This is a genomic window from Oceanisphaera ostreae, from assembly GCF_042676125.1.
Classification (GTDB): domain Bacteria; phylum Pseudomonadota; class Gammaproteobacteria; order Enterobacterales; family Aeromonadaceae; genus Oceanimonas; species Oceanimonas ostreae.
The window spans coordinates 39,236-60,449 of the sequence record NZ_JBHTJS010000003.1 but is presented as its reverse complement, the minus strand read 5'-3'; the positions used below and the strand labels follow the sequence as shown (position 1 = coordinate 60,449).

Below are 21,214 nucleotides of genomic sequence, written 5' to 3'. Positions count from 1 at the left end.
TGTCCGCTTCACGCTAAATAGTGGCGTGGCGTATTTGGGCTGACACCCATTCTGACACTAATACTGTGGCCAGTATCATCATAAAAATCACGCTCACCTGACTCCACGCTAGGCTATTGATAGCGGCATTCAGTTGTAGACCGATCCCCCCCGCCCCGACCATGCCTAGCACGGTAGATTCACGAATGTTAATGTCCCAACGATAAACACTGATCCCGGCAAAGGCTGGCATTACTTGGGGTAATACGCCATAGCTCATTACCTGGGCGCGGCTGGCACCGGTGGCACTAATCGCCTCTACTGGTGCGGTGTTTATCTCTTCTATTGCCTCATAAAGCAGTTTGCCTACAAAGCCAACTGAGCGCAGGGCGATGGCAATAATTCCCGCTAACACGCCAGGCCCAAGAATGGTCACCAGCAGCATGGCCCAAATTAATGAGTTAATGGATCGAGAAGCCACAATAATAACCAGTGCCACACTGCGAATGGCTGGGTGGGGGCTGGTGTTGCGGGCCGCTAAAAAAGCCACGGGAAAAGCCATCGCCACCCCCAGCGCCGTGCCTAGAGTAGCGATATTAAGCGTGTCCCACATTGGCTGCCAAAGATGCTGTGCATAGCTCCACTCGGGTGGCAGCATACGGCTAACCAAGTCGACACCTTGGCTACCGGCATCTTCTACAAACACCCACATGGTGTTGTCAGATATTTGTTTCCAGCACAGTAAAAAAAGACAGACTCCCGCTAGCCAAGCCAAATAGCTTAGCCATTGGGCTCGGGTGGTGCGCAGGCGCCAAGTGGGTACACTCTGCTTAGGGTTATTGACTAACATAGCGATATCCTATTTATTGGGTCCAGCGACGCACATAGCTCGAGCCATACTCAGACAGCAGCACAAAGGCAATAATGATCAGTAAGATAGCGGCCGAGGTGTCGTACTCATAACGGCTGATGGAGGTGTTAAGGGTAGCGCCAATGCCGCCCGCTCCCACAATGCCGATGATCGCCGATTCACGGAAGTTAATGTCCAAGCGATACATTGAAAGCCCAATTAGGCGCGGCATTACTTGTGGCTGCACGGCGTAATTGATGATTTGCCACCAGCTCGCACCAGTGGCGCGTATTGCTTCCACTTGGTGCCAGTCGAGATCTTCGATGTCCTCAGCCAACAGTTTCGCGATAAAGCCAATGGTTGCAAAGGCGAGGGTTAACATTCCCGCTAAGGGGCCAAAGCCGAACATCACCACAAATAGAATCGCGATAATGATCTCTTGAAAGGTGCGCGACACCGTAATAATACTGCGGCAGAGATAGTAAACCGGCCAGGGTGATATATTACGCGCAGCGCCCAGGCCAATGGGCACGGCCAGCGCCACGCCAATAACCGTGGCGGTGAGCGTCATGGATAAACTTTCGAGGATGCCCTCGTAAATGTCGCTGGAGCGGCTGGCGAAGTCTGGTTGAGCAAATGCCGCCAAAAAGTTAAGGCCGCGACCCGCACCCTCAATAACCCGATCCCAATTCACATCGACTGTTGACAGGGCAAGTATCAAATAGGCTGCTAGGCCCAATGTTAATCCCCAGCGCCATTTAGCACTCTGGATGAGCGGTAATCTCCGCCAGTGCCCCCGCTGTGCTAGCTGTTGACGATTCATATGGCTTCACCAGGCGTGCAAGATAACGGCCGCAATACCTGCTGGCCTACGGTTTGCCTTTCTTTCACCTCGCCATCCACATCGCCATTTAATTGACTCTCACACTCTTCCTCTCCATAAATAGTGGTGAGTGCCTGTGTATCAAGCTCTTGTGGGGGGCCATCAAATACAATTTTACCGGCGCGCAGCCCAACAATACGATCCGCAAATAGCTGAGCGAGGGCGACGTCGTGGATATTAATAATGGCCGCTAGCTGGCGCTCGTTACAGAGCTCGCGGATCAGGCGCATAATGAGCCGTGATGTTTTAGGATCAAGGCTTGCTGTAGGTTCATCCACCAGTAATACGTTAGGTTGCTGGATGAGTGCTCGAGCAATACCTACGCGTTGGCGCTGGCCACCAGAGAGGGCGTCGGCACGTTTGTCTATGGCATGGGATAAACCCACCCGCTCCAACAACCGAAAGGCTTCGGTGATATCTGCTTGCGTATAGCGGCGTAAAAAACTACGCCAGAACCCCACATAACCGAGGCGTCCCGAGAGCACATTTTCCATTACCGTTAGGCGTTCTACCAAGGCATACTCTTGAAAAATCATGCCCATGGAACGACGTGCTCTACGCAAGTTTCCACCCGAGAGACCGGTTAGTTCGGTGCCCTCTAGGCGAATGCTGCCACTGGTGGGTTCTACTAAACGATTCACGCAGCGGATCAGGGTACTCTTACCTGCTCCAGAAGGACCGATCAGCGCCATCACCTGGCCCGGTGGCAGAGTTAGATCGATTCCCACCAAGGCATGATCACCCGTGGGATAGCGCTTATTAACCTGAGAGAGGGTCAGCACAGCGTTGCTTCCTTTATTTAAACGTTAAAAAACGAGATTCGATGAAAGAACCCCGTCAGCGTTACTGGGCTTAGCTACATTTGTAAGTCACGTCGTTTGCCTCATCTATGGTTCGGATCACCGCCCAGTGCTCTTTAAAGGTAATGGGGATAAATTGTGACTCACCCGAGTTGGCGAATTCATTCTTTAAGGCGCTGCCTTCCCAGTTATAGCTAAAAAAGGCATTTTGGACTTTTTTGGCAAGATCCGGGTGAAGGTTGTAGACGTGCCCATAGCCAGTAGTGGGGAAGGTTTGAGATGTGTAGAGAATTTGGTAGTCATCGGCATTGATCACGTCGCGAGCGAGCATGCGGTTAGATACGGAGTTGGCAATGGCCGCCGCTTCATAGTCTTTATTGATGACGCCTAAGATGGAGTTGTCGTGGGAGCCAGAAAAAGCCGTATCAAAGTCTTTTTCTGGCACCAAGTCAAACTCACTATTGAGCAGGGCAGAGGGCGCTTTAAAACCAGAGTTAGAGGTTGGCGAGGTGAAAGCCATGCTACGACCCGCCAACTCAGCCACCGTCTCAATACCACTGCTTGGGTAAGTTATAATCTCCATCTCGTAGCCAAAACTGCCGTCTGCAGCGGCCATCATGGTGAACGGCACAAAACCGGCGCAGTTTACTGCAATGGGGTTAGAGCCGGTGTTAAAGCCGGCCACATGGAGACGCCCAGCGCGCATTGCCTCTAGTTGGGCGGCATTGGACTGCACTGGGAAAAACTGCACTTTTTTACCGGTGACCGTCTCCATGTGCTTAAGAAAGTCAGACCATACTTCGGCATATACGGCAGGATCTTCTACTGGGGTATAGGAAAAGACCAGAGTGCTAGGGTTGATCCACTGCGACTCATCCGTCGGCAGATCCGCAACTAAATCGCCATTGGCGTCAGTAAAGCGCGAAGATAGATTGGCACTGGCAGTCATGCTAATAGTGGCAAGTGCGCCTGCTATGGTGGCAGCCAGCAAGGTACGAGATAAGGGGGTATTCATCATGGTAACTCCGAAGCTTAATAAAGCTGAATAACGAGTGGGCAACTGCAGTAACCATGACGCTTACTTATGACAATACAGAGTCTGTGCGGTGACAAGCCTGTTAAGGAAAACCCCTTCGGAGTGTTGAGTTGTTAGTGTTGAATGTTGAGTTAAAAACTCGGCTTTGTGACTTTTGTAGGCTATCGCTTTAGCTGCAGGTCCTGCGGAGCAGGATGGTTTTAAATGTCTGCAAAGGACACTGGACCCCCGCCTTCGCGAGGGTGACGATAGCGGGGAAGGCAGCGCTTTAGCTGCAGGGACTGCGGAGCAGGATGGTTTTTAAATGCCTGCAAAGGACACTGGACCCCCGCCTTCGCGAGGGTGACGATAGGGGTAAGCCAGCGCCTTAGCAGCAGGGACTGCGGAGCAGGATGGTTTTTAAATGTCTGCAAAGGACACTGGACCCCCGCCTTCGCGAGGGTGACGATAGCGGGGAAGGCAGCGCTTTAGCTGCAGGGACTGCGGAGCAGGATGGTTTTTAAATGTCTGCAAAGGACACTGGACCCCCGCCTTCGCGAGGGTGACGATAGGGGTAAGCCAGCGCTTTAGCAGCAGGGACTGCGGAGCAGGATGGTTTTTAAATGTCTGCAAAGGACACTGGACCCCCGCCTTCGCGAGGGTGACGATCGGGGTAAGCCAGCGCTTTAGCTGCGTGCTAGGTTGCTCTTACCAATAATACCCTTGGTACTTTTCGACCTTATCTCATGTTAATTTTTCCGCGTCCTTCCGTGGATTCCGTTGCGAAATAGATTTTGACCTTATCTTGTACTCTTCACTCCTCATTAGATTGGCATGCATATTGAATGGTTAGGTTATTACTCTTTTATGTTATGCGTGCTATGCCTGTTGATGTTCAGCCTTCTTTGAGTATGACTGCCTTGGTTAATGCTATGCCCAGTGGCGTGGTGTGGTTGGATGGCCGGGGGCGGGTGGCGTTGGTTAATCCGGTCGCACAAAGTATGTTGGGTGAACCGTTGCAAGGTGTGGCGTGGCCGACGGTGATTGAGCGGGTGTTTGCGCCGCAACCGGATGATGGACTGCAAGTTTCTCTTAAAGATGGTCGGCGTATTCAACTGGCCATTTCTCATATTGAAGGCCAGCCCGGTCAGTTAATTCAGCTCACCGATATGACACCCACTCGTGCTTGGGTAGAGCAGCAAAGCCATGCCCAGCGCTTGGCGGCGTTAGGGCAAATGGCCGCCACATTGGCCCATCAAATTCGTACTCCTTTATCTGCCGCCATGTTGTATGGCGCGAACTTGGCGGCCCCGCACCTTAGTAACCGTCAGCGTGAGTTGTTTCAACAGCGTTTGGTGGCGCGGTTAAACGATATAGAACGTCAAATAAGTGACATCTTACTGTTTGCACGGCCCGATCAAGCGCCGCTGGCGGGTAAACTGGATTTAACGGTGTTGCTGCCTGAGTGTGTTGAGGCCGCGAGCTCTTTGCTGGTGACCAAGGGCGCCAAGTTAACCTTGTCGAACACCATGAGTGGCCCGACTTTAGTGCTGGCCAATGCTCATGCGCTGCAAGGGATCGTGTTGAATTTGCTAGAAAATGCCACCGAAGCGGGGGCGAGCGAGCTTAATGTGCTGCTAGTGGCGGCACCAGATAATGAAGTTGAAATTAGGGTGCAGGATAACGGCAAAGGCATGGATGAATACTTGCTGAATAAGGTATTCACGCCGTTTTTTACCACCCGCAGCCAAGGCACTGGCCTGGGGTTAGCTGCGGTAATGGCAGTTATGCGCGCCCACCAAGGCCGTGTAACAGTGCAGTCGGTATTAGGTGAAGGCAGCTGTTTCAGCCTGTTTTTGCCTCTGGCAAAAGTACCTTAAAGACTAGATATTTTTTGCCACGGAATACACGGAATACACGGAAGAACACGGAAAAATAGTGATCAGATCTGAAAGGTATTTAATTGGTGAGATCTTAACTAAAACAGCGGCGAACACCGTATTTCAGCTGTCATCCTGACGCAAGTCAGGATCTCGTTTGAGGCTTTGGTACTAAATGCGAGGTACCGAGTCCGTTATGCCGATACTGAATCTAGTTCAGCATGACGTAGATTTAGTATCGGTAAGACAGCCTAAAGCGGTAACTTTCTCCAGCTGAGCGTTAAGCTCTAGATTTTGTACTTACCAATAAGATTTTTTCGCTCTTATCTCATCTTAATTTTTCCGTGGGTTCCGTGGATTCCGTGGCAAAGAGATTTTAGGTTTGGTGTTAGACATTAAGGACACTTTCATGAGCAATGATGTAGCGCCTAGTGTGGTTGATATTTTAATTGTTGAAGACGATGCCGGTTTGCAAGAGGCGTTGCAAGATACGCTGTTGTTGGCAGGGTACTCGTGCGCGGCTGCCAGTAGCGCTGAAGATGCTATTGTGTATTTGCAACAACATACAGCCAAGCTAGTGATTACCGATGTACAAATGGCGGGCATGGATGGCTTAGGGTTGTTGGAGTGGATCAACCGCCGAATACCTGGTTTGCCGGTGTTGGTGATTACGGCGTATGCACAGGTGTCGGGGGCAGTGGCGGCGATTCGTGCGGGAGCCGTCGATTATTTGGCGAAGCCGTTTACGCCCGATGCGTTGCTGGCGGTGGTGTCGCGCTATTTAATGCAGCCCGCAAATAATAATGGTGACCCAATAGTGGGCGATGCCAGCAGCGTTCAGCTCTTACAATTGGCCACTCGCGTGGCAGAGTCGGGCGCGAGTGTGATGATCAGTGGCCCCAGTGGCACCGGTAAAGAGGTGTTGGCGCGATTTATTCATAATAAATCGGAACGCGCTAATGCCGCTTTTGTGGCGATTAACTGCGCTGCTATTCCAGAAAACATGTTGGAAGCTACGTTATTTGGTTATGAGAAAGGCGCCTTTACCGGTGCGGTGCAGACGAATCCGGGCAAGTTTGAGCAGGCTAACGGTGGCACCATCTTGTTGGATGAAATTACCGAGATGGACTTAAACCTGCAGGCTAAGTTGCTGCGGGTGTTGCAAGAGCGCGAAGTGGAGCGCTTAGGCGGGCGCAAAACCATTGCGCTTGATGTGCGTGTATTAGCCACTAGTAATCGCGATTTGCGTAAAGCGGTGAGCGAGGGGCGGTTTCGGGAAGACTTATTTTATCGGTTAAATGTGTTTCCGCTGCATTGGCCGGCGTTAGTGGAGCGCCCTGGCGATATTGTGCCATTAGCGGAGTATTTGCTGCAGCGCTATGCCAAAGAATTGGGCCGCGGGCCATTACAATTAAATGAACAAGCCAAGGCCAAATTGCAGGCGTGGCACTGGCCGGGTAACGTGCGCGAGCTGGGTAATGTGATGCAACGGGCGCTTATTTTGGCTCAGGGCCATGATATTGCCGCCGCCGATATTTTGCTGGATGATTTGCATGCGCCGGCAAAAGTGCCGTCAGCTATCATTCACACCCGTGACGATAACGGGAATAGTGAGCGTGGCAGTCATTCTGCTGTGGCCAATGAGCCTCAAGGAACGGATTTAGGCAGTGAGTTGGTGAGCCAAGAACAGCAAATTATTTTGCAAGCCTTGCAGGTTTATGGTGGCAGCCGCCAAGAGGTAGCCGAAAAGTTGGGCATTAGCCCCCGCACCCTGCGCTATAAACTGGCGCGGATGCGCGAGGCCGGGGTGGAGGTTTAAACACAGCGCCAAGCTAAGAGAAAGCCGTACGCTCTACGTCATACGCCTTACGACAAAACCAAACCGTATTTTCTTTAACGTATAGCGTACAGCGTTAAACGTACAGCTTTCACTTAGCTGTGTTTTTGGGGCTGTTGTATATATACTGGCCCGTTGTTTGCATTACCTTGTTATCTTCTTTACCTTCTGTTGTTTTAAATTTAGGGGAGCCTCTGACTATGGATATTAAAGCCTCGGCATTATTATCAGAAATGCAGGCGATGCAAAGCGAGCTGCAACCGTTGGCACCGGCTAATAATATTGCGCCGCAACAAGACTTTTCTGCCGTGCTGTCTCAGGCGGTGAACAGTGTGAACGGGCTACAGAAAAGTACCGACTCGTTGCGAACTCGTTTCGAAATGGGCGACCAAGCGGTTAGCTTAGAAGAAGTGATGATTTCGTCGCAAAAGTCGAGCCTCGCCTTTGATGCCACGGTGCAAGTACGTAACAAGGTCGTAGAAGCGTATAAAACTATTATGAATATGCCGGTATGAGGATGTAATTGGTGGCTGATAATCCGTTGGTTAATGCCGACAAATCTGCACTAGCCACCAGCGAGGGCAATTCACTGGAGGCCGAAGAGCAAAAAAGTACGCCTCTTGCCTTGCTGGGCAATGCCGACATCTTGCGTCAGGTCATTATTGTGCTGGCGCTGGCTATTTGCTTGGCGTTGGCGGTTTTTTTGTTGCTGTGGGGCAAAGAGCCCGAAATGCGCCCGTTGGGCGTGTATAACAATCAAGAATTGATTGAGACTCTCGATTTTTTAGATGCACAAAAAGTTGATTATCAAATAGAAGGCAGCACGGTTCTGGTGCGTGCCGATAAGTTTTCTGACATTCAGTTAAATCTACGCCGCTCGGGGCTGAGTCAAGCGCCGCCTGAAGGCGACTCCATTTTATTATCTGACCCGGGTTTTGGCATTAGCCAACGCTTAGAGCGTGAGCGGCTTAATTTGAGTCGAGAACGCCAGCTGGCACGGGTAATAGAGCAGTATAATAGTGTGGCTCAGGCGCAAGTGCTGCTGGCCATCCCCCGTGAAAACGTCTTTGTGCGCGATAAGCGACAACCCAGTGCTACGGTGTTACTTAACTTGCGCCGGGGCAGTACGCTGCGTCAAGAAGAAGTGGACTCTATTGTAGATACGGTGGCGTCTGCGGTGGCAGAAATGTCGCCAGACAAGGTGACGGTGACCGACCAAAATGGGCGGCTGCTAAATTCTGGCTCACAAGATCCGTTATCGGCCCGTACCCGTCGAGAATTTGAACTGCAGCAAAAGCAAGAACGCGAATACCGACAAAAAATTGACTCTATTTTAAGCCCAGTGTTGGGTTTGGGTAACTACACCGCCGAAGTAGACTTGCGACTCGACTTTACGCGTAAAGAACAAACCGTAAAAACCTATAACCCTGACCAACCTGCAGTGCGATCAGAAATGGTCATGGAAGATAGCACCTCGGGCTTAGGCGCGCTGGGTATTCCGGGGGCATTAACCAACCAGCCTCCGGGGGAGTCGGATATTCCCGAAGATGCCACCGGATTAACGGCTCAAGAACAACGTCGTCATGACCGTTCGCGCAAAGAAGCGACCCGTAACTTTGAACTGGACACCACTATTCGTCACAGCCAAAGCTCGACCGGTGAGATTAGCCGGTTATCGGTGTCGGTGGCGGTGGATCATAAAACCATTATTAATGAAGATGGCACCACAGAGCGAGTAGCGCTTAATCAAGAAGAGTTGGTACGCATCGATCGCTTGCTGCGTGGCGGCTTAGGCTTTGATGTAAGCCGAGGCGATGCTATTGAAGTGGTAGCGGTACCCTTTAATCGCCCGGTAATGGACGATATTTTTGGGGTGCCGTTTTATGAAAAAGCGTGGTTTATGCACCTGTTGCGCATTATTGGCGCGGTGATCGTGCTGGTGGTGCTGCTGCTAACGTTGGTGAGGCCCATGGTACGCCGCTTGTTGGGTAACGAAGAGTTGCCGGATAAAGTTGATTTAGATGGCCAAAACGCCTTGTTGGGTAGTGAAGATCTTACTTTGTTAGCGCAACAAGCCGAACAAGACGAAGGCATGTTTGGTATTCGTGAAGGGCGCTTGCAGTTGCCTGACTTAAATAAAGATGAAGATGTGTTGTTGGCTATTCGAGCGTTAGTGGCCAATGAACCCGACTTGGCAGCACAAGTAATAAGAGACTGGGTGAGAGCTGATGACTGATAAAGAACAGCTAATGGTGACCGATGAGCAGCGAAAGCTACTTGATAATATTACCGGTACCGAAAAAGCCGCTTTGCTGATGCTCAGTTTGCGCGAAGAAGATGCTGCGCAAATATTTCGCCACCTCGACCCCAAACAAGTGCAGCGCCTTGGTATGAAAATGGCGGCTGTAGGTGATTTTGGTCCCGACCGCGTAGGGGCCGTACACCGTTTGTTTATTGAAGATATTCAGCGCTTCACCAAAATTGGAGTGGGCAGCCAAGACTTTGTGCGCAATGCGCTAGTGGCGGCATTGGGTGAAGATAAAGCTGGGCGACTGGTGGATCAAATTTCTGCCGGTGCGGGCTCGCGCGGTCTAGATTCATTAAAGTGGATGGATGCGCGCCAAGTGGCGGGCATTATTTTGAACGAGCACCCACAAATTCAAACCATTGTGTTGTCTTATCTCGATCCTGAACAAGCGGCAGAAATATTACAGCTATTTGCCGAGCCGGTACGACTGGATTTAGTAATGCGTATTGCCGAGCTAGAAGAAGTACAACCGGCAGCACTGCAAGAGCTAAACGATATTATGGAAAAACAGTTTGCCGGCCAAAGTGGTGCCAAGGCCGCCAAAATGGGCGGCCTAAAAGCAGCTGCCAGCATTATGAACTATTTGGATACTTCGGTAGAGGGTGTGCTAATGGAGTCCATTCGTGATGAAGACGAAGAAATGAGCATGAAGATCCAAGACCTAATGTTTGTGTTTGAAAACTTGATCGACGTAGACGATCGTGGTGTACAAATGTTGCTGCGTGAAGTAAATGGTGAGCTGTTGCAACGGGCGCTTAAAGGCGCTGACGATCAGTTAAAAGAGAAGTTTTTACGTAATATGTCTAAGCGCGCTGCTGAGTTGTTGCAAGACGACTTAGAAGCCATGGGGCCGGTGCGGGTGAGTGATGTAGAGCTGGCGCAAAAAGATATTTTGGCGACGGCGCGGCGCTTGGCCGATAACGGTGATCTGATGCTGGCTAAAGGTGGCGGAGACGACTTTATATGAGCCGTCATCCTTACGGCGCTAAGCCTGGGCGCATTCCTGCCGGGCCGGATGCAGGCACTGCGTCTGATTGGCCGTGGCCTGATATGTCATCTGACAAACCACAGGCGACAACACAGCAGGCGCTTAATATTAAGCGCCAGCCTGAGCAGCCGGCCCCCGAGCCTGAACTGTTTGAACCCGAGCCTGCGCCATTAACCGCCGAAGCGCTAGAAGCCATTCGCCAAGCCGCTTATGAAGAAGGCTTCGAGCAAGGCAAGCAAGAGGGAATAACGGCGGGGCAAGAAGAAGGCCGCTTAACCGGTTTGCAGCAAGGCCACGAAGCCGGTCTTGAGCAAGGGATAGAGCAAGGCTTGAATGAGGGCCGAGAAAAGTCTAAACAGCAAAGCCAGCAATGGCAGCAGTTGCTTGAGCAGTTGCAGGCACCTTTGGCACAAATAGATAAAGTGGTAGAACAAAGCCTGGTTACACTTGCACAAGAGCTGGCCCGCAATTTATTGAAAGCCGAAGCGACGACGTCACCTCAGCTATTATTGGCCACAGTACAAGAAGCCATGTCGGCGTTGCCCGACAGCGAGAGCAAAATTACCTTATATTTACATCCCGATGATTTGGCGATTATTGAACAGCACTTTGATGAAAAAAGTCGTGAACAGCGCCATTGGCAGTTAATGAGCGAGCCCAGCCAAGCACGTGGTGATGTGCGGGTAAAAACGGCGCTATCGGAATTAGATGTAAGCTTAGCGCGGCGCATAGACGAGCTAATGAGCAATTTTATGAAAGCCAACTGGGCACGATTCCATGACGCTTCTTAAGCGCCTAAATAATTATAATACCCAAGGTTTAACCCCTGCGATGTCGGCCAGTGGCAAACTCACCCGCGTAGTGGGCTTAACCCTAGAAGCCGTCGGTTGCACCGCAGCCGTGGGCAGCCAGTGCAAAATTCAAACCCAGTTTGGCGATATGGACGCCGAAGTAGTGGGTTTTTCCGATGATAAACTGTTTTTAATGCCCAGCGAATCCCTTAAAGGGGTGATCCCCGGCGCGCGCGTAACGCCCGTTGGCCAGGGCGAGGGTATTCCGGTGGGTATGGAATTGCTGGGGCGCGTTATTGATGGCATTGGTCAGCCGTTAGACGGCCTTGGCCCCATTGTGACCAGCCAAAATGCCGACTTTACGGCGCAGCGCATTAATCCCATGTCTCGCAAACCCATTAGAGAACCCATGGACGTGGGGGTGCGCGCCATTAACGCGCTTATTACCGTTGGCCAAGGGCAACGTATGGGGCTGTTTGCCGGCTCCGGCGTGGGTAAAAGTGTGTTACTAGGCATGATGACTCGTGGCGCAAAAGCCGACGTGGTCATTGTGGGCTTAATTGGTGAGCGGGGCCGAGAAGTAAAAGAGTTTATCGACGAAATATTAGGGGATGAAGGCCGAGCGCGTTCGGTGGTGGTGGCGGCTCCGGCCGACTCGTCGCCATTAATGCGCTTAAAAGGCTGTGAAACTGCGCTAACGCTGGCCGAGTATTTTCGGGATCAAGGCTTGAATGTGTTGCTGCTAATGGACTCATTAACTCGCTATGCCCAGGCGCAGCGCGAAATCGCCTTGGCCGTGGGTGAGCCACCAGCCAGTAAGGGCTATCCGCCTTCGGTGTTCGCCCGTTTACCTGCCTTAGTTGAGCGCGCTGGTAACGGTAATGAAAATGAAGGCCAAGGCGGTATTACGGCGTTTTTTACGGTGTTAACCGAAGGCGACGACTTGCAAGACCCCATTGCCGATGCCTCGCGTGCTATTTTAGATGGCCATATTGTGTTGTCGCGCCAATTGGCCGACAGCGGCCATTATCCGGCCATTGATATTGAAAAGTCGATTAGTCGGGTAATGACTTCGGTCACCACCGAAGCGCATCAACTGCAGGCCCGCGCGGTTAAGCAGTCTTATGCGCTATATCAGCAAAATCATGACTTAATTAATTTAGGTGCTTATCAGTCTGGGGCCGACCCTCGAATCGACATGGCTATTCTTATTCGCCCTCGATTAGATAACTTTTTGACTCAAAGCATGACCGATACGATCTCTATGCCTGCCTGTTTAGCTGAACTTGAAGTGATTAGTAAGCCCCTTCTGCGGGCTAACTAGCAAAAGGGTGAAGGGTAAAGAGTGAAGAGGATAACCACTAATGATCGTGACCACCCTCTAACTTCTTTGCTTTGTTCTTACCAATAAAACCTCTTGGCACTTTCGCTCTTAATCTTATGTTAATTTTTCTGTGGATTTCGTGGATTCCGTTGCAAAAAGGTTTTAGTTTTAGTTTTATTTTTTCTGACAGCGTAAAGCTTACGGCTTACCGCTGTGTTTAAGGGGTAACCAATGAGCAGAGCATTACATTTGTTGCTGGAGCAGCTGGATAATAAAGAGCGTAAGGCGGCGGCAGAGTTAGGTGCGGCCCAGTTGCAGTTGCAGCAGTTAGAGCAACAACAGCAAACATTAAACCAATATCAGCGCAACTACAGCGAAGAGTTTCAAAGCCGTGGGCGCGAAGGGTTAACCTCGCATCAGTTTGGTCATTTTCAAGGTTTTATTAATAAGCTAGAAGCTGCACAAGAACAGCAACAAGGGGTATTGCAGCAAGCGCGCCTGCAGCTTGAACAAACCCGAACCGACTGGATGGCGTTGCGTACTCGCAAGCAAGCCATAGAAACACTGCTAGCGCGCGCCGCCGAACGCAAGCAAGTTGAAAGTAACCGTCAAGAACAAAAAATGATGGATAACATGGCCATTTACCGCTTTTATAACCAGAAGAAGCGTTGAAAGAAAGCTGTCAGCGGTAAGCTTTAAGCGATCAGCTAAAGATAAGATAAAAATCTAAAGATTTTTTGCCACGCTTCTTTGCTACGAGAGTCACAGAATCCACGGAAAAATAGGGATCAGATCTGAAAGGGATCTTGATGGTAAGTTCTGAGATTAGACCCAAGTAAAGGTGACAGGCGATGAATATGCAGGTTGGTTTGGGGGTTGTCCTTTAAGCCGTCATCCTGACGCACGTCAGGATCTGTTTGTGTCTTTTGTAAATACTCTGTTGGGTGTCAAGGTCTCACGTTAGTTTTGTAGGTTGGTCTCTTTTAGGCCGTGCCACCATTATTGTGCGAATGAATTCGCCCCTACAAAAAGTAAGGAGCCATCCTGATCGTAGATACTCTGTTGGGTGTCAAGGTCTCACGTTAGTTTTGTTGGTTGATCTCTTTTAGGCCGTGCCACCATTATTGTGCGAATGAATTCGCCCCTACAAAAAACAAGGAGCCATCCTGATCGTAGGGTCGATTTCAATCGACCAAAAGTTACTGAAAGCGATCAGCCGGAAACTGGAAGTTAAAGAATACACCAAGCCTACAAAAGGCGGTGACTGTTTTTAGCTTATCGCTTACGGATTCCCGTTTTCACTTCTGGTTCAATTCTTGCATTAGCTCTGGTGTAGGTAATATAGGCATTCGGTTGCTACTTTTTTGGGTGACGGCTAGGCCGCGGAATTTATGGGGATCACTTCATCATGACTATGAACATCATGTCGGTACGAACTCAGGCGAGTCAAGAGCCCCGGGGCCAAATACCGGATGCTGCAAACAACACCGGTATGTTTGACGAGGTGTTCACCCAAGAAGCCGTATCGCAACAGGCCGTTGATGAATCTGAACCTCACGAAGCTGAACTAGCTAATGAAGAGTTGTATGCGGCTGTTGCCCCGACTGTAGCGTCTGAGTTTAGGGGAGAGGTGGCAGGGGCGACTTTAGCTGAAACCGGATCTTCAAAGAGTACCAGTAAAACTACAGCCGACACCGACCAGCGGCAAGGCGGCAGCACTTTGCCGTTAGCAAATGCAGCCCATAAGCAGGCTGCTGCTGATCCGTCATTAAATCGCCCCGGTAATGCGCTCGCGATTGAAGGCCAAAGCTCGGCACCTTCTGCGGCTCAAACGGCTCAAACGACTCAAGAGGCTCAGTCCGCTACTGATCTGATTCGTCAAGGAGCTGCGGCAGTCAACCAAGCTGCTAACCAAAACACAACACAAAGTGAGACACCGGCTGATATAAAGGCGACAGTTGCGCGCGATCCTGAATGGTTGGCGCAAATTGAACACAGCCGTCGCTGGGCTCAACCTTTGTCAGCTGCTGAACGCACTCAGCCGGGTAGCGATAGCTCGGCAGACGCAGAACAAGAGCTAAACTTAGCCCCAAATCAGCTGACTTCAGCTATGGCAGCCGACGCCGCCACCAGTAGTCAAACCGCAGCAGTGCCAAGTGATAGCTTGATGATAGCCATGCGCGAAGCGAGCCCGCTGGCAGCGACGCCTGAGCGAGCCACCACGTTAGATAGAGCCCTGACGCTGCAAGGATCGGCCGAGCAAAACGCTAAGCAGCTGGCACAGCAAGCTCAGGTGGTGGTGAGCCAAAATCTGCAAGAGGCCGATATTCTGCTTAATCCTTCTGAGTTAGGGGGGCTGAAAATTCGAGTTAAAATGGAGCAGGGAGAAGTTCAGGTGCAATTTATCGCGGCTCACCCTCAAGCTAAAGAACTTATTGAGCAAGCCATGCCACGGTTAAGAGAAATGTTAAATCAGCAAGGCATGAACTTGAACCAGGGGCAACAACAGGGACAAAACCTGAACCAGTCTGGGCAGCAAGGCCCACCGCAAAGGGAGCAAGAGCGTGGCGTTGCGAACGAAAATGGGCAGAGTAATTTAGACGTAGGGGATGATGGCGACGTTAGATTAAAAGATAATGTACATACGCAGCACTATACATCTGATGCGGGTAGAATAGATTTTTTTGCATAACGTAAGTAAGCAAACTGCTTTTATACTTAAAAGCGCTAAAGGAACAGCATGGCTAATGATTTGACTATGCCGCAGGTGGCATCATGGTACAAGCGTAAAGCGGTAGTAATTTCTGCAATGATAGCCGTCTTAATTATAGTGCTCGGTGGTGTGGCTTGGTTTTTTATGCAGCCTAGCGAGGATGTGGAACCTACGCCTGTAATAGACATTACACCTTTATATATAGGTGCGCGTGAACCATTTATTTTTTCGATAGTTGCAGGTCGACACCCGCGTTTAGTGCAGGTAGAAGTGCAACTATTGGTGCGAGGGGAGAAAAGTAGTATCGAAGCGCAACGCCACTTACCTTTATTAGAAAGTACACTGCTTAGTGTATTTAGTCGCCAAAGCGCGGATAATTATATTACTGCCGACGGTAAACAAGCGTTACGAAAAGAGGCAGTTAATGAGCTAAATGCGGTGCTAACCGAAGAACTGGGCACTCCTTTAATCGAAAAAGTGCTGTTTACCAGTATCGTAATGCAATAGGTGAACTGTGAGCGATCTATTATCTCAGGATGAAATTGATGCCCTGTTACACGGGGTGGATGATGTAGAAGAAGAGATAGGCAATGCCGGTGGCGTTTCCATGTTTGACTTTTCTTCTCAAGATCGCATTGTGCGTGGACGCATGCCGACGCTGGAAATGGTGAATGAGCGTTTTGCTCGTCATATGCGCATTAGCCTGTTCAACATGATGCGCCGTACTGCTGAAGTGTCGGTAAACGGCGTGCAAATGATCAAGTTTGGCGAGTATGTACATTCGTTGTTTTTGCCGACCAGTTTAAATATGGTGCGCTTTCGTCCGCTCAAAGGCATTGGTCTAATTACGATGGAAGCGCGGTTGGTGTTTATTTTGGTCGACAATTTTTTTGGTGGTGACGGTCGCCATGCCAAAATTGAAGGCCGTGAATTTACCCCCACCGAACGACGAGTGATCCAACTGCTGCTCAAGCTGATATTTGAAGATTATAAAGAAGCGTGGGCGCCGGTAATGGATGTGGAGTTTGAATATCTAGACTCCGAGGTAAACCCTGCTATGGCTAACATTGTTAGCCCCACCGAAGTGGTGGTGGTGAGCTCATTTCATATTGAATTAGATGGCGGCGGTGGCGATTTTCATGTGACCCTACCTTATGGCATGCTTGAGCCTATTCGTGAATTGTTGGATGCAGGTGTACAAAGTGATAAAGGTGAAAACGATTTGCGCTGGGGTAAGGCACTGCGCGACGAAATTCTCGATGTAAAGGTAGATCTGTCGGTGCGGCTGCTAGAAAAAGAGCTGACATTACGTAGTTTAATGGACATGAAAGCCGGTGACATTATACCGGTAGATCTGCCTGAGCATTTATTGGTATCGGTAGAAGAATTACCGAGTTTTCGTGGTCAGCTGGGTCGTTCGGGTGAAAAGATGGCAATACGCATTAGCGAAAAGATTAAAAAACCCGAAACGGTTAAAAGCGAACTTAATCAGGTAACCCGACACGGTATACGCATTGACGGTGAAGCCGAGCTGGAAGAATTAGAAAGAACCATTGAGGATGCACAATGAGTGATGAGCAAAACGAGATAGATGATGTTTGGGGCGAGGCTATGGCCGAACAGGTGTCTAAAGAATCACAAACAGATGCCGAAGGCTCGGATCAAGCCAAGAGAGTCGAGCTGGATGACTTTAGCGATAACAGCGACAAGTCGTTATCGGGTGAAGAGCGACGCAAGCTTGATGCCATTCTGGATATTCCTGTCACTATCTCAATGGAAGTAGGGCGTACTCAAATAAGTATTCGTAACCTGTTGCAGTTAAACCAAGGCTCGGTAGTTGAGCTAGACCGGCTGGCGGGGGAACCGCTAGATGTAATGGTGAACGGTACTCTCATTGCGCATGGTGAAGTGGTGGTGGTTAACGATAAGTTTGGTATTCGGTTAACTGATGTGATCAGTCAAACTGAACGAATTAAAAAGTTAAAATAATGCCTCTGTTATTGATGTTGCTGTTATTACCTAACCTTGCATTGGCCCAAGGGCCAGAAGTGCGTTGGGATTCGTGGGCGCTATCATCTCTGTTGGTGATCGGCATTATTCTGGTGCTGGGCTGGTTGCTGCGCCGCCTACGGGGGGCCTCTTTATTGGGGGGCAGCCGCCAACTAAAAGTGGTGTCTTCGCTGGCGTTAGGCCAACGCGAACGACTGGTGGTGGTGCAGGTTGGCGAAGAGCAATATCTGCTGGGCGTGACCGCACAGCAGATCTCGGGCTTGGGTAAGCTAGATATTCCTTTGGCACCAGAGCAGGCGAGCAAATTACTTAGTAAGCGCAGCACGGGGCCTAAACATGAGTCATCTTAATTGCCTTGCTACTCATTTCAGAGAGCATGAAAAGGCTCATGCCAGGGGTAAGGTCATGCAGGCCACGGATGTGACCGTGAGCATAACGCCGGCGTTAAAGTTTTTGCTGCCGTTATTATTGGTTATAGCCGCACTGTTATTGCTGGCACCACCGGCCATGGCTCAGCAAGGCATGTCGGCGGTAACGGTCACCACTAATGCTGATGGCAGCCAAGAATATAGCTTAACGCTGCAAGTGCTGGCCTTAATGACGGCGCTGTCTTTTTTGCCCGCCATCGTCATTATGATGACCTCTTTCACCCGCATTATCATCGTACTGTCAATTTTACGACAGGCGATGGGCCTGCAACAAAGCCCTAATAACCAAGTGTTGATTGGTATTAGCCTGTTTTTATCGTTTTTTATTATGTCACCGGTGCTAGACCGCGTTAATAACGATGCTTTACAGCCCTATTTAGCCGAAGAAATTACCTCGGTAGAAGCGCTGGCGCGCGCCGAGCTGCCGGTTCGCGATTTTATGCTGGCGCAAACCCGAGTTAAAGACTTAGAAACTTTTCTTAATATTGCCGATATACAAGTGGATAGCGAAGCCGAAGTGCCGTTGCGGGTGCTGATCCCGGCGTTTGTAACCAGTGAGCTAAAAACGGCGTTTCAAATTGGCTTTATGCTGTTTTTACCCTTTTTGGTAATCGACTTAGTGGTGGCCAGTATTTTGATGGCCATGGGTATGATGATGCTATCGCCGATGATTATTTCATTGCCGTTTAAGTTAATGCTATTTGTGTTGGTTGATGGTTGGAACCTAATTATGGGGACATTGGCCAACAGCTTTGGTTTGGGAGCAGGATAAATGAGCCCAGAAGTTTTCGTTGATATCTTTCGCAGTGCCTTGTGGCTTGTGACCGTGCTGGTATCGGCGGTTATCTTGCCTAGTTTGACTATCGGTTTAATTGTGGCGGTGTTTCAGGCTGCGACCTCCATTAACGAACAAACCCTGAGCTTTTTACCCCGCCTGCTAGTTACCTTAGGTGCACTGGCGGTTGGGGCCCATTGGGGATTTGGTATGTTAATGGACTTCTTTTATGAACAAGTCGCACAAATCCCTCAAGTGATTGGTTAACTGAAAGCGCCCAGCTCCAAGTACCAAGCTAAACCAAGGGATAGCTTGGTACTGCATGAATATTTGCATACAGCACGAATGTAGTAGCTGCTTTAGCTGCTAAATCCGGCAACGCTGGATCTGATGCACAGGTTCAAACCTGTACGCCGAATGAATATTGGCGTTGAATGCGGTGACGTATGACATATCAGCGTTGGGATGTGGCTACGCCACATTGCACAGCTAAAGCAGTGCCTACATCCGTGCCATATGTTGGTACAACGCCGCAGATGTGTACTATTGTTTTACCTTCCAGCTTTTTCAAGAGGAACTGGGTGACTTATTCCACTGATCAAATATTGCTTTGGATTGCTAGCTATATATGGCCGCTGTGTCGTATTGCTGGGATGATGATGACCATGGTGATGTTTGGTGCCAACCTTACGCCTATGTATAACCGCTTGTTGCTTGCGGTAGCGACCACTATTGCCGTGGCGCCGGTGTTGCCCACCATGCCCGATGTGGCTTTGTTCTCGGTGGGGGGCTTTTTGATAACCGCGCAACAGGTGCTTATTGGTGCGGTGATTGGCCTGCTGTCGCAATTCTTATTACAAACCTTTGTGACCGCCGGTCAAGTGATTGCCATGCAAACCAGTTTGGGATTTGCCTCTATGGTTGACCCGCTTAACGGCCAGTCTACTCCCGTGGTCGGCCAGCTTTATTTAATGTTGGGCACCTTGCTTTTTTTAGCTCTAAACGGCCACTTGATTATGATTGAAGCCATCGTGCTGAGTTTTGACACCTTACCGGTGTCAATGAACGGCATTTCGGTGGCAAGTTGGCAGAACTTAGCCGGATTATTAACCCTGCTGTTTTATGCTGCGGTGGCTATGTCGTTGTCGGCGATAGTGGCGATGTTATTGATTAACTTTACCTTTGGCATTATGACCCGTGCTGCTCCGCAGTTAAATATTTTCAGTATTGGTTTTGCCGTGAGCATGGTATGCGGTCTGTTTATTTTATGGCTGACGCTGGGTGGTTTTTTAGGGCATTTTGAAAGTCAGTGGCAGCGCCTGCAATTGGTGATGTGTGACACCTTGCTGTTGACCTGTGAAGGAGGCTAAATGGCTGAATCAGAAGACGGTCAGGAAAAGTCAGAGCTACCCACAGAACAACGTCTTCGCCAAGCGCGAGAGAAAGGCCAGATAGCCCGATCTAAAGAATTAGGCACGGCGGCAGTACTACTCAGTGGTGCGTTTGGCTTAATTATGGTGGGCGACGCCTTAGGGAGCGCGATGTCGGATGTGTTTGTGCGTAACTTTACCATCGAACGCGCTACCTTATTCGACCCCGAATCTATGATGCCAGCCCTGGGTAGCTCTATGTTGGGATTAGCGTGGCCGCTGCTGGGCTTTTTTATTATCGTGTTGGTGGCCGCATTAGTGGGTAACAGTTTGCTGGGCGGGGTTAACTTTAGTAGCCAAGCCATGATGCCCAAGCTGAATAAAATGAGCCCGGCTAAAGGCTTAAAGCGCATGTTTGGCGTGCAATCTATGGTAGAACTACTGAAGTCTGTCGCTAAAGTAGTATTTATTGCCACCCTATCTATTTCTATATTAATGAGCCAGCTCGATAATATTTTGAGTTTAAGCAATGAAACGCTGCGCTCTGCGATGGTGGAAGCCACAGAGTTGGTGCTGTATATGGGGCTACTATTATGCATGGCATTGCTGCCGATAGTCGCCATTGATGTGCCGTTTCAAATTTGGAATCACACCCGACAGCTGAAAATGACGCTACAAGAAATTAAAGATGAATATAAAAATACCGAAGGTAAGCCTGAGGTAAAAGGGCGTATTCGTCGCATGCAGCAAGAAATGGCTAACCGGCGCATGATGGGTGATGTTCCCGAAGCCGACGTGGTGGTGGTTAACCCTAGCCACTTTTCGGTGGCGCTGCGCTATGACAAATTTACTCCTGGGGCTGCCCCAAAGGTGGTGGCCAAGGGCATGGATGAAGTGGCGCTTAAAATTCGCGAGATTGCCCGTGAATATGAAATACCTGTTATTTCCTCTCCGCCGTTAACCCGAGCGATTTATTTTTCTACCAAAATTGACGGTGAGATCCCCGACGGCCTATTTGTGGCCGTAGCTCAAGTGCTAGCCTATGTATTTCAGTTAAATAGTTGGCGCAAAGGCCAAGGTACACGCCCTGTTCCGCTAAAAGAAGACCTCCCCATACCCGATGAGTTTAAGGTTTAAAGATTTTTTGCCACGGAATACACGGAAGAACACGGAATAACACGGAAAAATAGAGATCAAATCTGAAAGGGATTTTATTGGTAAAGGCTGAGATTAGACCTTAGCAAAAGTTGAATATGCGGGTTG

Annotated in this window: 21 protein-coding genes; 17 read left to right on the top strand and 4 right to left on the bottom strand. The window is 49.9% G+C overall.

Features of this window, described 5'->3' with window-relative positions:
- Nucleotides 1–13 precede the first annotated feature (13 nt).
- From phnE (ACFQ1C_RS01630) to phnD, 4 genes are all read right to left on the bottom strand, one after another.
- Nucleotides 14–829 (bottom strand): phosphonate ABC transporter, permease protein PhnE, encoded by an 816-nt coding sequence (phnE, locus tag ACFQ1C_RS01630; protein WP_379556789.1) that lies wholly within the window; start codon nt 827–829, stop codon nt 14–16.
- 13 nt (nt 830–842) lie between these two features.
- Nucleotides 843–1,652 carry a phosphonate ABC transporter, permease protein PhnE gene (gene phnE / locus ACFQ1C_RS01625; protein ID WP_379556788.1) on the bottom strand — a complete coding sequence of 270 codons (810 nt, stop codon included), beginning with the start codon at nt 1,650–1,652 and terminating at the stop codon, nt 843–845.
- On the bottom strand, nt 1,649–2,494 hold the full coding sequence (phnC, locus tag ACFQ1C_RS01620) for a phosphonate ABC transporter ATP-binding protein (RefSeq protein ID WP_379556787.1): 846 nt from the start codon (nt 2,492–2,494) through the stop codon (nt 1,649–1,651). Before phnC ends, phnE (ACFQ1C_RS01625) begins: the two co-directional genes overlap by 4 nt.
- Nucleotides 2,495–2,564: 70 nt before the next feature.
- Nucleotides 2,565–3,530 carry a phosphate/phosphite/phosphonate ABC transporter substrate-binding protein gene (phnD, locus tag ACFQ1C_RS01615; RefSeq protein ID WP_379556786.1) on the bottom strand — a complete coding sequence of 322 codons (966 nt, stop codon included), beginning with the start codon at nt 3,528–3,530 and terminating at the stop codon, nt 2,565–2,567.
- Between the two features lie 878 nt (nt 3,531–4,408).
- Between phnD and ACFQ1C_RS01610 the strand changes: the two genes are divergently transcribed.
- The 17 genes from ACFQ1C_RS01610 to flhB all read left to right on the top strand — a co-directional run bounded on the left by ACFQ1C_RS01610 (nt 4,409) and on the right by flhB (nt 21,088).
- The gene (locus tag ACFQ1C_RS01610) at nt 4,409–5,407 is read left to right on the top strand and encodes a sensor histidine kinase (protein WP_379556785.1); all 999 of its coding nucleotides are present in this window, start codon (nt 4,409–4,411) and stop codon (nt 5,405–5,407) included.
- 409 nt (nt 5,408–5,816) lie between these two features.
- Complete coding sequence (locus ACFQ1C_RS01605; RefSeq protein ID WP_379556784.1) at nt 5,817–7,226, top strand: sigma-54-dependent transcriptional regulator; 1,410 nt, start codon at nt 5,817–5,819, stop codon at nt 7,224–7,226.
- Nucleotides 7,227–7,444: 218 nt separating this feature from the next.
- Complete coding sequence (gene fliE, locus ACFQ1C_RS01600) at nt 7,445–7,759, top strand: flagellar hook-basal body complex protein FliE (RefSeq protein ID WP_379556783.1); 315 nt, start codon at nt 7,445–7,447, stop codon at nt 7,757–7,759.
- An 11-nt stretch (nt 7,760–7,770) separates the two neighbouring features.
- Nucleotides 7,771–9,480, top strand: a complete 1,710-nt coding sequence (gene fliF / locus ACFQ1C_RS01595) for a flagellar basal-body MS-ring/collar protein FliF (RefSeq protein WP_379556782.1) — start codon at nt 7,771–7,773, stop codon at nt 9,478–9,480.
- A complete protein-coding gene (fliG, locus tag ACFQ1C_RS01590; RefSeq protein WP_379556781.1) occupies nt 9,473–10,519 on the top strand; it encodes a flagellar motor switch protein FliG in 1,047 nt (348 codons plus the stop codon). The genes fliF and fliG overlap by 8 nt, the downstream gene beginning before the upstream one ends.
- Nucleotides 10,516–11,331, top strand: coding sequence for a flagellar assembly protein FliH (fliH, locus tag ACFQ1C_RS01585; protein ID WP_379556780.1), 816 nt, complete (start codon nt 10,516–10,518; stop codon nt 11,329–11,331). Before fliG ends, fliH begins: the two co-directional genes overlap by 4 nt.
- Nucleotides 11,318–12,655 carry a flagellar protein export ATPase FliI gene (gene fliI, locus ACFQ1C_RS01580; protein ID WP_379556779.1) on the top strand — a complete coding sequence of 446 codons (1,338 nt, stop codon included), beginning with the start codon at nt 11,318–11,320 and terminating at the stop codon, nt 12,653–12,655. Before fliH ends, fliI begins: the two co-directional genes overlap by 14 nt.
- Before the next feature lie 231 nt (nt 12,656–12,886).
- Nucleotides 12,887–13,327, top strand: coding sequence for a flagellar export protein FliJ (gene fliJ / locus ACFQ1C_RS01575; protein ID WP_379556778.1), 441 nt, complete (start codon nt 12,887–12,889; stop codon nt 13,325–13,327).
- Nucleotides 13,328–14,063: 736 nt separating this feature from the next.
- Nucleotides 14,064–15,347, top strand: a complete 1,284-nt coding sequence (locus ACFQ1C_RS01570) for a flagellar hook-length control protein FliK (RefSeq protein ID WP_379556777.1) — start codon at nt 14,064–14,066, stop codon at nt 15,345–15,347.
- A gap of 48 nt (nt 15,348–15,395) precedes the next feature.
- Nucleotides 15,396–15,875, top strand: coding sequence for a flagellar basal body-associated FliL family protein (locus ACFQ1C_RS01565; RefSeq protein WP_379556776.1), 480 nt, complete (start codon nt 15,396–15,398; stop codon nt 15,873–15,875).
- Between the two features lie 7 nt (nt 15,876–15,882).
- Nucleotides 15,883–16,938 (top strand): flagellar motor switch protein FliM, encoded by a 1,056-nt coding sequence (gene fliM, locus ACFQ1C_RS01560; protein WP_379556775.1) that lies wholly within the window; start codon nt 15,883–15,885, stop codon nt 16,936–16,938.
- Entirely contained in the window at nt 16,935–17,357 is a 423-nt protein-coding gene (gene fliN / locus ACFQ1C_RS01555; protein WP_379556774.1) for a flagellar motor switch protein FliN, read from the top strand. The genes fliM and fliN overlap by 4 nt, the downstream gene beginning before the upstream one ends.
- Nucleotides 17,357–17,728 (top strand): flagellar biosynthetic protein FliO, encoded by a 372-nt coding sequence (gene fliO / locus ACFQ1C_RS01550; RefSeq protein ID WP_379556773.1) that lies wholly within the window; start codon nt 17,357–17,359, stop codon nt 17,726–17,728. The genes fliN and fliO overlap by 1 nt, the downstream gene beginning before the upstream one ends.
- Before the next feature lie 157 nt (nt 17,729–17,885).
- A complete protein-coding gene (fliP, locus tag ACFQ1C_RS01545) occupies nt 17,886–18,578 on the top strand; it encodes a flagellar type III secretion system pore protein FliP (protein WP_379556801.1) in 693 nt (230 codons plus the stop codon).
- Complete coding sequence (locus tag ACFQ1C_RS01540; RefSeq protein ID WP_379556772.1) at nt 18,579–18,848, top strand: flagellar biosynthetic protein FliQ; 270 nt, start codon at nt 18,579–18,581, stop codon at nt 18,846–18,848.
- A 314-nt stretch (nt 18,849–19,162) separates the two neighbouring features.
- Complete coding sequence (gene fliR / locus ACFQ1C_RS01535) at nt 19,163–19,951, top strand: flagellar biosynthetic protein FliR (protein ID WP_379556771.1); 789 nt, start codon at nt 19,163–19,165, stop codon at nt 19,949–19,951.
- Nucleotides 19,952–21,088, top strand: a complete 1,137-nt coding sequence (gene flhB / locus ACFQ1C_RS01530; protein ID WP_379556770.1) for a flagellar biosynthesis protein FlhB — start codon at nt 19,952–19,954, stop codon at nt 21,086–21,088.
- Nucleotides 21,089–21,214 lie beyond the last annotated feature (126 nt).